Here is a 12,228-nt window from a genome sequence, read left to right on the forward strand (position 1 = left end):
CCTCGACGCAGGCCGAACCGAAGGTCGCCATCGAGGACGTGATGGCGCTCAGCCCGCTGCAGCAGGGGCTGTTCTCGCTGGCGCAGCTGAGCACCGCCGAAGACGGCGGCGAGGACCCGTATGTCATCACCATGGCGGCCGATGTCACCGGGTCGCTCGACGCGGGACTGCTGCGCGAGTGCGCGGCCGCGATGCTCGTCCGCCACCCCAACCTGCGGGCGAGTTTCGTTCGGGCGCAGAGCAAACCGGTCCAGGTAGTGCCGAACCGCGTCGACGTGCCGTGGCGTCACATCACCGCGAGGGCCGACGAGGTCGAGGCGCTCGAGGCCGATGAATATCGTAGGCCGTTCAACCTCGCGCGCGGACCGGCGATCCGGTTTCTGTTGATCGAGGTGCCCGAATCGCACTGGCGATTTGTCGTCGTCGCCCACCACATCATCATCGACGGGTGGTCGCTGCCGCTGTTCGTCGGCGAGTTGATCTCGCTGTACCGCTCGGGCGGCGATCCGTCCGTATTACCACCGCCGCCGCGCCCCTACCGCGACTACATCGGCTGGCTGGCCGGCCGCGATCAGGAGACCAGCCGCGCCCTGTGGCGTGAGCACCTCGACGACCTCGACGGCCCGACGCTCGTCACACCGGCTCTCACCTCCGGGGAGCCGCCCACCGGTGAACCGCACCGCACCGAGCTGCGCCTGGATCGGGACGCTACGCAGCAGTTGGCGGAGGCCGCCCGGTCCCGTGGTGTCACGGTCAACACCCTGGTCCAGATGGCCTGGGCCGCAGTGCTCTCGGCGTTCACCGACCGCTCCGATGTGGTGTTCGGCGTGACGGTGTCCGGACGCCCCGGCGAGCTGGCGGGCGTGGAGACCATGGTGGGGCTCTTCATCAACACGGTGCCGCTGCGGGTCCGGCTGGACCCAACGGCCCGAGTGGGCGCGCAATGCGTTGCGTTGCAACGCGAAGCGGCCAAGCTGCGCGACCACGGATACCTTCCCCACAACGAACTGCGGGTCCTGGGTGGCATCGGCGAGATGTACGACACCCTGCTCGTGTACGAGAACTTTCCGCCCGGCGGTCTGGTCGGCGGCGGCGACTTCGAGGCCAACGGTGCGACATTCCGGCCTGCGGCGTTGGAGAGCGTGTCGCACTTCCCGGTCACCATCGCCGCGCACATGATCGACGACGAGCTCACGGTCCTGGTCGAGGTCGTGGAGGGGGCGCTCGGCCAGATGAGTCCCGAGTCGCTCGGGCACCGGTTGCTCACCACGACGCAGCGACTGATCGCCGGTTGGGATCGCCCGCTGCGCGACGTCAGTGTCCTGCTCGACGGCGAAAGCGCGATCGCGACCGCCGAGCCCGCGCCGGCGAGCGAACATCTCGGTGTGCACACCGCGTTCGCCGAAGCCGCGAGCGCGCGGTTGGGTTCACCGGCGTTGAGTTGGTCCGGCGGCGAGCTCACCTATCGACAACTCGACGAGGCGGCCGATCAGCTCGCCGCCATGCTGGTGGCGAAGGGTGTACAGGCTGAAACACCTGTGGCGATCCGCCTTTCGCGAGGACCGCAGTATGTCGTCGCGATGCTGGCGGTGCTAAAGGCAGGCGGTGTGATCGTGCCGCTGGACCCCGGGATGCCCGCCGAGCGGATCGCCGACATCCTCGACCAGTGCGCTGCAACGGTCGTCGTCGACGACGAGATGCTCGGAGAGGGCCCGTCCGAGACCACCGAGGACTACCGCCCTACGGTCGCGCTGCCGGGTCAGGCCGCGTACATGGTGTTCACCTCCGGAACCACCGGCAGGCCCAAGGGTGTCATCGGAACCCATCAGGCGCTGCTGGCCTACGCCGAGGACCACGCCCGAAATGTGCTGCGCCCGGCGGCGGCTCGGCTGCGCCACCCGCTGCGGGTGGCGCACGCCTGGTCGTTCACGTTCGACGCGGCATGGCAGCCGCTGGCCGCCCTGCTCGACGGGCATGCGGTGCACATCGTCGACGACCACATCCAGCGTGACGCTGAGGCCCTTGTCGAAACGATCGGCCGGTACGGGATCGACCTGATCGACACCACACCGTCGATGTTCGCCCAACTGCACGCGGTCGGACTGCTCACGACGGTGCCGCTCGGGGTGCTGGCACTCGGCGGGGAGGCCGTCGGGATCCCGGCGTGGAACCTGATCCGCGACGAATGCGCGCGCACCGGCATGGCGGCCTACAACTGTTACGGCCCAACGGAAACCACCGTCGAAGCCGTTGTCGCCACGATCGCCGAACACGACCAACCGACCATCGGGCATCCCACGTCGGCCAGCACGGCCTACGTGCTGGACTCGTGGCTGCGGCCGGTACCCGACGGCGTCCCGGGCGAGTTGTACCTGTCGGGCGGCCAACTGACCCGCGGCTATCTGGGCCGGTTCGGCGAGACCGCCTGCAGGTTCGTCGCCGACCCGTTCGGGCACGGCGAGCGCATGTACCGGACCGGTGACGTGGTGCGGCGCCAACCCGACGGCGCACTGGAGTTCCTCGGGCGCTCCGACGCGCAGGTGAAGATCCGCGGCTTCCGAGTGGAGCCGAGCGAGATCTCGGCGGTTCTGCACACCCATCCCGCGGTGCGACACGCCCACGTGGTGGTGCGCCCACAACGGTGGGGCGCACAACTGGTGGCGTTCGTCGCCGCCGAACCCGCGCCGGCGGCCTCCGAGTTGCGCGCCATGGTGTCAAAACGCCTGCCGCGCTACATGGTTCCGCACTCGATCGTGGTCATCGACCAGATGCCGCTGACCACGCATGGCAAGGTCGACGAAGCCGCCCTGAACGCGATCGCCGTCGCCGAGGGGCCCTCGACCGCGCCGGAGTCCGAGACGGAGAAGGCGCTGGCGGCTGTGCTCTGCGAGTTACTCGAAGGCTCCGCCACCACCACCATCGATGTCAACGCGGACCTTCTGGCACTCGGCCTGGACAGCATCGTGGCGCTCTCGGTGGTGCAGGCCGCCCGTAGGCGAGGGATCCCGTTGCGCGCCAGGCTGATGCTGGAGTGCGCGACATTGCGTGAGCTCGCGGAGGCGATCGAGAAAGACTCGGCGCTCGCCGAGCACGACGACGACCCCGACGGTCCGACGCCCGTGCTGCCCAGTGCGCACTGGCTCTACGAACTGGGCGAACCGCAACGGTTGGCGCAGACCGAAGCGATCCGGCTGCCCGACGGCGTTACCCGAGAGCGACTCGAGCAGATCCTGCGCGCGGTGATCGGCGGTCACCCGGTGCTGCGAAGCCGCATCGACCGGCAGACGATGACGCTCGTCGAGCACGAGGCGTGCGATCTGCTGACCGAGGTGCCCGTCGACGACGATACCGACGAAACGCTCGTCGCAGCCGTGGCCGAACACGCCCACCGGTCGGTGGAAGACCTTGACCCCGAGCAGGGTTCGATGCTCGCCGCGGTGTGGCTGCGCCCGCCCAGCGGACCTGGCCTCCTGCTGCTGACTGCCCACGTGCTGGCCGCGGACCCGGCGTCCTGGCGGATCCTGTTGGCCGAACTCGACGCGGCCTGGCACACCATCTCGTCGGGCCGCGAGCCGGCGCCCATCCGCGAACACACCAGCTACCGGCGCTGGTCGAGACTGCTGCGCGAGCGGGCGTACACGCTCGACACGGCCGACTTCTGGGCGGCCCAACTCGACGGCGAGGACCCACCGCTCGGTGCCCGCAGGTTGCGCCCGCAGACCGATCGGGTCGGCGACGTCGTCGTCTCCATGGCGGTGACCGACACAGACCTCACGCTGCGGTTACTCAACGCGTCCGAACCCGCACCACACCTGCTGGCTGCGGCCGCCGCGCGTACCGTCACTCGCTGGCGGCTGCACCGCGGCCAGGACACCCCACCGCCGCTGTTGGCACTGGAGACACACGGCCGCGCCGACAACCTGATCGACACAGTCGACACCTCCGACACCGTCGGCCTGCTCACCGCGATCTACCCGCTGCGTGTGCAGACCGCCCGCGATGTCGGCGACATCCCCGGTGACAGCATCGATTACGGGCTGCTGCGCTATCTGCGCCCCGACACCGCCGAACGCCTGGCGGTCCTGCCCGAACCGCAGATATTGCTCAACTTCCTGGGCCGGGTGCACGCCGGGTTCGACGGCGGCGCGCTGCGTCCGGACCGGGCACTGCTGGCGGGGGTGTCGCCGCTGCCCGAGCCGCGGCTGGCGGTCCGGCACGAACTGACGGTGCTTGCCGCGGTGCTCGGCGACAGCGACGCGCCGGTGCTGGGCACGCAATGGCGCACGCTTCCCGAAATTCTGTCCGCCGACGATGTCGCTGCACTGCAGACGATGTGGCAGGAATCGCTACGAGAGGTCGTTTCATGAGCCGGACACTTGCGGTGGTGGGCGCGGGCGCCAAGGCCGTCGCCGTCGCCGCCAAGGCCGCAGAACTTCGTGACATGGGCATCGACGTGCCCGAGGTCGTCGCCGTCGAGAAGACCGGCGTGGCCGCCAACTGGCAGGCCGACGGCGGTTGGACCGACGGACAACACCGGTTGGGCACGAGCCCGGAGAAGGACGTCGGCTTCCCGTACCGCTCGGCCCTGGTGCCGCGCCGCAACGCCGAACTCGACGAGCGCATGACCCGGCACAGCTGGCAGCAGTACCTGATCTCGACGGGCCAGTTCGCGGAGTGGGTTGACCGCGGAAGGCCCGCCCCCACCCATCGCAGGTGGAGCCAGTACCTGCGCTGGGTCGCGGACAACGTCGAGATGAACATGGTCCGCGGCGAGGTGCGCGGCATCTCGGTCGACACCGAATCCGGTGAGCCGCGGTGGGCGCTGCAGACACCCGACCGCACCGTGACGGCCGATGGCCTGATGATCACGGGCCCCGGTCAGCCGGAGCGCTCGATCCTGCCGGGGAATCCGCGGGTGCTGTCGATCGCGCAGTTCTGGCATCGCGCGGCGCAATACGAGCTGATCCGCGCCGAACGCGTGGCGGTCATCGGCGGCGGAGAGACCGCGGCGTCGATGCTCAACGAGCTGTTCCGGCATCGGGTTTCGACGATCACGGTGATCTCCCCGCAGGTGACCCTGTTCACCCGAGGCGAGGGGTTCTTCGAGAACACGCTGTTCTCCGACCCCACCGGCTGGACCAGCCTGACCATGACGGAGCGCCGCGATGCGCTGTTGCGGACCGACCGCGGGGTGTTCTCCGCCCGCGTGCAGGAGGCACTGCTCGCCGACGACCGGATCCGCCACCTGCGGGGCCGGGTCGCGCACGCCGTGGCCCGCGAAGGCCGGATCCGGTTGACGCTGAGTACAACTCAGGGCGGCGAGTCGCTCGAGACGGTGCACGGTTTCGACCTGGTCATCGACGGCTCGGGCGCCGACGCGATGTGGTTCGTGCCACTGCTCGGCCAGGACGCATTGGATCTGCTCGAACTCGGCCTCGGCGCGCCGCTGACCCCGGATGTGCTGCAGGAGGCCATCGGCGACGACCTCGCCGTCGGCGGGTTGCGGCCCAAGCTCTTCCTGCCGGGTCTGTCGGGACTGACGCAGGGGCCGGGCTTTCCCAACCTGTCGTGCCTGGGCCTGTTGTCGGACCGCATCCTCGGCGCGGACCTGGGCGAGGCCGCAGGTGTGTCACCGAAAGGACATGAGCGTCAATCAGTTCGGTGACGCGGTTCTAAACCTGTCGCGCCGGGGCCCACGCGTCAGCTGGGGACGGCACGTCCATGTCGAACACGCGCGCGTGCAGCACCGTGCGGTTGCGCAACGCGGCCCGCACCGCGCGGTGCAAGCCGTCTTCGAGGTAGGTGATGCCCTTCCACCGCACCGCGTGCGGAAACAGGTCGCCGTAGAAGGTCGAATCCTCGGAGAGCAGTCGGTCGAGCGCGAGCACCGTGGTGGTGGTGACCAACTCGTCGAGCCGGATCTGGCGCGGAGGGATCTGCGCCCATTGGCGGTGTGACAACCCGTGCTCGGGGTAGGGCCTACCCTCCCTGACTCCCTTGAAGATCATTGGGCCGGCGTCCTTCGAGTCGTCCCCCGAGTCCTCCCCGGACTGTGACAACAAAAAGCAAGGCTAATGCACTGCGATCGCGCGTGTTGCACGTGTCGAAGAGCCGCGCACGCGCTATCGGCGCTGTTGGTGCCCCTAAAATGGGTGACAACGCGATTCGAGGGGTAGGTGAGCACACATGGGTAGCGCCGACGACCGCCGGTTTGAGGTGCTGCGCGCGATCGTCGCCGACTTCGTGGCCACCAAGGAGCCGATCGGGTCGAAGACGCTCGTTGAGCGGCACAACCTCGGTGTGTCCAGCGCGACCGTGCGCAACGACATGGCGGTATTGGAGGCCGAAGGCTACATCACCCAGCCCCACACCAGCTCCGGGCGCGTGCCCACCGAGAAGGGCTACCGCGAGTTCGTCGACCGGATCGACGACATCAAACCTCTGTCGTCGTCGGAGCGCCGCGCGATCCTGTCGTTCCTCGAATCCGGCGTCGACCTGGACGACGTGCTGCGCCGCGCCGTGCGGCTGCTCGCGCAGCTGACGCGCCAGGTCGCGATCGTCCAGTACCCGACGCTGTCCACCTCCACCGTCCGCCACCTCGAGGTGGTCGCACTCACCCCGGCCAAGCTGCTGCTGGTGGTGATCACCGACACCGGCCGGGTGGACCAGCGCATGGTCGAGTTGGGCGACACGCTCGATGAGCACGATGTGAGCAAGCTGCGCGACCTGCTCGGTCAGGCCCTGGAGGGCAAACCGCTGGCGGCCGCATCGGTCGCCGTTGCGGACCTGGCCTCGCAGCTCGACGGGCACGGCGGGCTCGCCGACGCAATCGGCCGGTCGGCCACCGTGCTGGTCGAGACGCTCGTCGAGCACCGCGAGGAGCGGCTGCTGCTGGGCGGCACCGCCAACCTCACCCGCAACACCGCCGACTTCGGCGGTTCCCTGCGATCGGTGCTCGAGGCGCTCGAGGAGCAGGTGGTGGTGCTGCGGCTGCTGGCGGTGCAGCAGGAGGCCGGCAAGGTGACCGTGCGCATCGGCCACGAAACCGAGGCCGAGGAGATGGCCGGCACGTCGGTGGTGACGACCGCATACGGCAGTTCGGGCAAGGTGTACGGCGGCATGGGTGTGTTAGGGCCCACCCGAATGGACTATCCGGGAACTATCGCTAATGTCGCTGCGGTTGCTCTCTATATCGGGGAAGTCTTAGGTAGCCGGTAGACCCGGCACAGGTGGAAGGTCAGGCAAGTCAGCGTGGCACGCGACTATTACGGGCTGCTCGGCGTCAGCAAGGGCGCGTCGGATGCGGAAATCAAGCGCGCCTATCGCAGGTTGGCGCGCGAACTGCATCCCGACGTCAATCCGGACGAAGCCGCTCAGGCCCGGTTCAAGGACATCAGCGCCGCCTACGAGGTGCTCAGCGATCCGGAGAAGCGTCGCATCGTCGATCTCGGGGGCGATCCACTGGAGTCGGCGGCGGCCGCGGGCGGCAACGGGTTCGCCGGCTTCGGGGGCCTGGGCGACGTTTTCGAGGCGTTCTTCGGCGGCGGTGGCGCCACCCGCGGGCCGATCGGCCGGGTGCGGCCCGGATCGGATTCGCTGCTGCGGATGCGGTTGGACCTGTCGGAGTGCGCGACCGGCGTGACCAAGCAGGTCACCGTCGACACCGCGGTGCTGTGCGACCTGTGCCACGGCAAGGGCACCCACGGCAACTCCGCCCCGATGGCCTGCGACACCTGCGGCGGTCGCGGCGAGATCCAGACGGTGCAGCGGTCCCTGCTGGGCCAGGTCATGACGTCGCGGCCCTGCCCGGTGTGCGGCGGCGTCGGCGAGGTCATTCCGGACCCCTGCCACCGCTGTGGCGGCGACGGCCGCGTGCGCGCCCGCCGGGAGATCAGCGTGAAGATCCCGGCAGGCGTCGGCGACGGCATGCGGGTGCGGTTGGCGGCACAAGGCGAGGTCGGACCGGGCGGGGGGCCCGCTGGCGACCTGTACGTCGAGGTGCACGAGCAGCCGCACGCCACCTTCGTGCGCGACGGCGACGATCTGCACTGCACGGTCTCGGTGCCGATGGTCGACGCGGCGCTGGGCACCTCCGTCACCGTCGACGCGATCCTCGACGGGCCGACCGAAATCGCGATCCCGTCCGGCACACAGCCTGGCGCCATCGTCACGCTGCGGGGTCACGGCATGCCCCATCTGCGCTCCGGGGTTCGCGGTGACCTGCACGCCCACATCGATGTCGTGGTGCCGTCGCGGCTGGACAACGAGGACGCCGAACTGCTGCGCAAGCTCAAGGCCAAGCGTGCCCGCGACGTCGCCGAGGTGCGCTCGGCGCAGCCGACGGCCGCAAGCGGCGGCGGGCTGTTCAGCCGGCTGCGTGAGACGTTCAGCGGCCGCTGACGTGGTCGTGATCCCGCTCGGATGACGACCCGGCCACAGATTTCGACCCGGACGCCTCGGTAACGCCGATGTCCGCGGCGCTGTTCTACGTCGACGCCCTGCCTGGGGTCGGTGAGCTCGCGGTCGTCGAGGGCGACGAGGGCTTCCACGCCGCCAAAGTGCGCCGCATCCGGCCAGGTGAGCGCCTCCAGCTCGGCGACGGCGCCGGAGAGCTGGCGCACTGCGAGGTCGACGAGGTGGCGAAGGGCAGGTTGACGGCGCGGGTGCTGGACCGGCGCTTCGTGCCGCCCCCGTCCCCGACCGTGACCGTCGTGCAGGCGCTGCCCAAGTCGGAGCGCTCGGAGTTGGCGATCGAATTGGCCACCGAGGCGGGCGCGGACGCGTTCGTGGCCTGGCAGGCCGCCCGATGCGTGGCCCGGTGGGACTCGCCGGCCAAGGCCGAGAAGGGTCTGCGCCGGTGGGGTGCGGTGGCCCGCTCGGCAGCCCGGCAGTCGCGGCGGGCCCGCATCCCCGAGGTCAGCGGCCCGGTCTCGACGACCCAGCTGGTCGACGGACTCGGTGACCGGGACGCCGTCGTGCTCGCGCTGCACGAATCGGCGACGCAGCGGCTCACCGATGTGCCGGTCGCCGCGGCCGACGCGGTGGTCGTGGTGGTGGGACCGGAAGGCGGCATCGCCGACGACGAGGTGGCCGCGCTGCGCGATGCGGGTGCGACGGCCGTGCGGCTGGGGCCCACGGTGCTGCGGACCTCCACCGCCGCCGCGGTCGCGCTGGGGGCGCTGGGCGTGCTGACCGACCGGTGGTCGTGATGGGTGGCCGCCTTAACCATTGGGTCGTGTCGCTGACCAGCGGTAAACTGTGAACAGACATCAGCAACGGCCAGGCCAGAACCAGAAAGCAGGCACTGAACCCTCTTGACGCCCCGCGAGACGACCGCTGACTCTGATCAGTCTTCTGAGTCGGTACGCAGCAGCATCAACATTCCGCCCGACCTCGTCGTGGGCCTATTGGGTTCCGCCGACGAGAATCTGCGCGCGCTCGAGCGCATCCTGGCGGCCGACATTCATGTGCGCGGAAACGCGCTGACCCTGTCCGGCGAACCCGCCGACGTCGCGCTGGCCGAACGGGTGATCTCTGAGCTGATCGCGATCGTGGGCAACGGTCAGGCGCTGAACCCCGACGTCGTGCGGCACAGCGTCGGAATGCTCACTGGAACAGGCAACGAGTCGCCCGCCGAGGTGCTCACCCTCGACATCCTGTCGCGGCGCGGTAAGACCATCCGGCCCAAGACGCTGAACCAGAAGCGCTACGTCGACGCCATCGACGCGCACACCATCGTGTTCGGCATCGGTCCCGCTGGCACCGGCAAGACGTATCTGGCGATGGCCAAGGCCGTCAACGCTTTACAGTCCAAGCAGGTGTCGCGGATTATCCTCACCCGGCCGGCAGTGGAGGCCGGTGAGAGGCTCGGCTTCCTGCCCGGCACGCTGAGCGAGAAGATCGACCCGTATCTGCGCCCGCTCTACGACGCGCTGCACGACATGATGGACCCCGAGCTGATCCCGAAGTTGATGAGCGCCGGGGTGATCGAGGTTGCGCCGCTGGCGTACATGAGGGGCCGCACGATTAGCGATGCCTTCATCATCCTCGACGAGGCGCAGAACACCACCGCCGAGCAGATGAAGATGTTTTTGACCCGGCTCGGCTTCAACTCGAAAATCGTTGTGACGGGCGATATCACGCAGGTCGACCTGCCCGGCGGGGCCGCTTCGGGCCTGCACGCGGCGATGCGAATCCTCGACGGCATCGACGACATCCACTTCGCCGAGCTCACCAGCGCCGACGTCGTGCGGCACCGGCTGGTGTCGGAGATCGTCGACGCGTACGCGCGACACGACGAGCCCACGCAGCTGAACCGGGCCCAGCGCCGCGCCTCCGGCGGCCGAGCCCGACGGTAGCGGTCGATATGAGCATCGAGGTGTCCAATGAGTCGGGCATCGACGTCTCCGAAGAGGAACTGATCAGCGTCGCCCGTTTCGTCATCCGCAAGATGAAGGTCAACCCCGCGGCCGAACTGTCGATGGTGCTGCTCGACACGGCGGCGATGGCCGATCTGCACATGCGGTGGATGGACCTGCCGGGCCCCACCGACGTCATGAGCTTCCCGATGGACGAGCTGGAGCCGGGCGGACGGCCCGACGCCCCCGAGCCCGGTCCGGCCATGTTGGGTGACATCGCGTTGTGCCCGCAGTTCGCCGCCGATCAGGCCGCTGCGGCCGGGCATTCGCTGGGCCAGGAGCTGGCGTTGCTCACCGTGCACGGGGTGCTGCACCTGCTGGGCTACGACCACGCCGAGCCCGCCGAGGAAAAAGAGATGTTCACCCTGCAGCGTCAACTGCTCGAGGAGTGGGTCGCCGACCAGGTCGAGGCTTACCACCACGACCGCCAGTCGGAGAAGGAACGCAGGCTCCTCGACAACTCCCGATACTTCGACGAACTGTGACCGGCGTCGGACAGCTGATCTTCGCGATCGTCCTCGTCTTCTTCGGCGGGTTGTTCGCGGCGATCGACGCGGCCCTGAGCACGGTGTCGATGGCGCGAGTCGAAGAACTCGTCCGCGAGGAACGGCCGGGAGCGGTGCGGCTGGCCAGGGTGATGGCCGAGCGTCCTCGCTACATCAACCTGATCGTGCTGCTACGCATCGCCTGCGAGGTCGGGCCGACGGTGTTGTTGGCCGCCTACCTCGACGGGCATCTCGGGGTCACCTGGGGGTTGTTCGTCGCCGCCGCGATCATGGTGGTGGTCAGCTTCGTCGTGATCGGCGTCGGCCCGCGAACGCTCGGCAGACAACACGCCTACACGATCGCCCTGCTCGCGGCCCTTCCGCTGCAAGCGCTTTCGGTGCTGCTGACACCGATCAGCCGGTTGCTGGTGCTGCTCGGTAACGCGTTGACACCGGGCCGAGGGTTCCGCAACGGCCCGTTCGCGTCCGAGATCGAACTGCGCGAGGTGGTCGACCTGGCCCAGCAGCGCGGTGTGGTGGCCGACGACGAGCGGCGGATGATCCAGTCGGTGTTCGAACTCGGTGACACCCCGGCACGCGAGGTCATGGTGCCGCGCACCGAGATGGTGTGGATCGAAAGCGACAAGACGGCGGGGCAGGCGACGTCACTGGCGGTGCGCAGCGGCCACTCCCGGATCCCGGTGATCGGGGAGAACGTCGACGACATCGTCGGTGTCGTCTACCTCAAAGACCTCGTGCAGCGGACGTACTACTCGACCGACGGCGGCCGCGGCACCAAGGTCTCCGATGTCATGCGGCGCACGGTGTTCGTACCGGATTCCAAGCCGCTCGACGAGCTGCTGCGCGAGATGCAGCGCGACCGCGTCCACATGGTCCTGCTGGTCGACGAGTACGGCGCGATCGCCGGCCTGGTCACCATCGAGGACGTGCTCGAGGAGATCGTCGGCGAGATCGTCGACGAGTACGACGCCGGCGAAGTGGTGCCCGTAGAAGACTTGGGTGACAACCGCTATCGCGTCTCGGCCCGGCTGCCGATCGAGGATCTCGGCGAGCTCTACGACATCGAGTTCGACGACGACCTCGACGTGGACACCGTCGGCGGTCTCGTCGCGCTGGAACTCGGCCGCGTCCCGCTGCCGGGCGCGGAGGTGACGTGGGACGGGCTGCGGCTGCAGGCCGAAGGCGGGCCGGACCCCCGCGGGCGGGTGCGTATCGGCACGGTGCTGGTCAGCCGCACCGAGACTCCCCAGAGAGAAGACGATGATGATGGCGACGATGAGCGCTTGCGCGAGGAGCGGTGAGGC

9 protein-coding genes are annotated in these 12,228 nt (G+C 69.0%); 8 read left to right on the forward strand and 1 reads right to left on the reverse strand.

The genetic code is table 11. From position 1 onward, the window contains the following. Nucleotides 1-41: 41 nt before the first annotated feature. Nucleotides 42-4,367 (forward strand): amino acid adenylation domain-containing protein, encoded by a 4,326-nt coding sequence (locus AAHH99_RS19760; RefSeq protein ID WP_418770293.1) that lies wholly within the window; start codon nucleotides 42-44, stop codon nucleotides 4,365-4,367. Continuing rightward, nucleotides 4,364-5,665, forward strand: a complete 1,302-nt coding sequence (gene mbtG / locus AAHH99_RS19765) for an NADPH-dependent L-lysine N(6)-monooxygenase MbtG (RefSeq protein ID WP_418770185.1) — start codon at nucleotides 4,364-4,366, stop codon at nucleotides 5,663-5,665. Before AAHH99_RS19760 ends, mbtG begins: the two co-directional genes overlap by 4 nt. Before the next feature lie 7 nt (nucleotides 5,666-5,672). On the opposite strand, the gene AAHH99_RS19770 is transcribed toward mbtG, so the two are convergent. Further along, nucleotides 5,673-6,008, reverse strand: a complete 336-nt coding sequence (locus AAHH99_RS19770) for a type II toxin-antitoxin system VapB family antitoxin (protein ID WP_418770186.1) — start codon at nucleotides 6,006-6,008, stop codon at nucleotides 5,673-5,675. Nucleotides 6,009-6,186: 178 nt separating this feature from the next. Here AAHH99_RS19770 and hrcA point away from each other — a divergent pair, with 178 nt between their 5' ends. The 6 genes from hrcA to AAHH99_RS19800 all read left to right on the forward strand — a co-directional run bounded on the left by hrcA (nucleotide 6,187) and on the right by AAHH99_RS19800 (nucleotide 12,225). Continuing rightward, nucleotides 6,187-7,218: a heat-inducible transcriptional repressor HrcA gene (hrcA, locus tag AAHH99_RS19775; protein WP_418770187.1), complete on the forward strand. Its 1,032-nt coding sequence runs from the start codon at nucleotides 6,187-6,189 to the stop codon at nucleotides 7,216-7,218. Nucleotides 7,219-7,251: 33 nt separating this feature from the next. Continuing rightward, nucleotides 7,252-8,400: a molecular chaperone DnaJ gene (gene dnaJ / locus AAHH99_RS19780; RefSeq protein WP_418770188.1), complete on the forward strand. Its 1,149-nt coding sequence runs from the start codon at nucleotides 7,252-7,254 to the stop codon at nucleotides 8,398-8,400. A gap of 68 nt (nucleotides 8,401-8,468) precedes the next feature. Beyond that, complete coding sequence (locus tag AAHH99_RS19785; protein ID WP_418770189.1) at nucleotides 8,469-9,209, forward strand: 16S rRNA (uracil(1498)-N(3))-methyltransferase; 741 nt, start codon at nucleotides 8,469-8,471, stop codon at nucleotides 9,207-9,209. 105 nt (nucleotides 9,210-9,314) lie between these two features. Continuing rightward, nucleotides 9,315-10,358 (forward strand): PhoH family protein, encoded by a 1,044-nt coding sequence (locus AAHH99_RS19790; RefSeq protein WP_418770190.1) that lies wholly within the window; start codon nucleotides 9,315-9,317, stop codon nucleotides 10,356-10,358. Nucleotides 10,359-10,366: 8 nt separating this feature from the next. Then, the gene (gene ybeY, locus AAHH99_RS19795; protein ID WP_064398947.1) at nucleotides 10,367-10,903 is read left to right on the forward strand and encodes an rRNA maturation RNase YbeY; all 537 of its coding nucleotides are present in this window, start codon (nucleotides 10,367-10,369) and stop codon (nucleotides 10,901-10,903) included. Further along, the gene (locus AAHH99_RS19800) at nucleotides 10,900-12,225 is read left to right on the forward strand and encodes a hemolysin family protein (RefSeq protein WP_418770191.1); all 1,326 of its coding nucleotides are present in this window, start codon (nucleotides 10,900-10,902) and stop codon (nucleotides 12,223-12,225) included. The genes ybeY and AAHH99_RS19800 overlap by 4 nt, the downstream gene beginning before the upstream one ends. Nucleotides 12,226-12,228 lie beyond the last annotated feature (3 nt).

Origin of the sequence: Mycobacterium neumannii, from assembly GCF_048452905.1 — a bacterium.
Lineage (GTDB): Bacteria > Actinomycetota > Actinomycetes > Mycobacteriales > Mycobacteriaceae > Mycobacterium > Mycobacterium neumannii_B.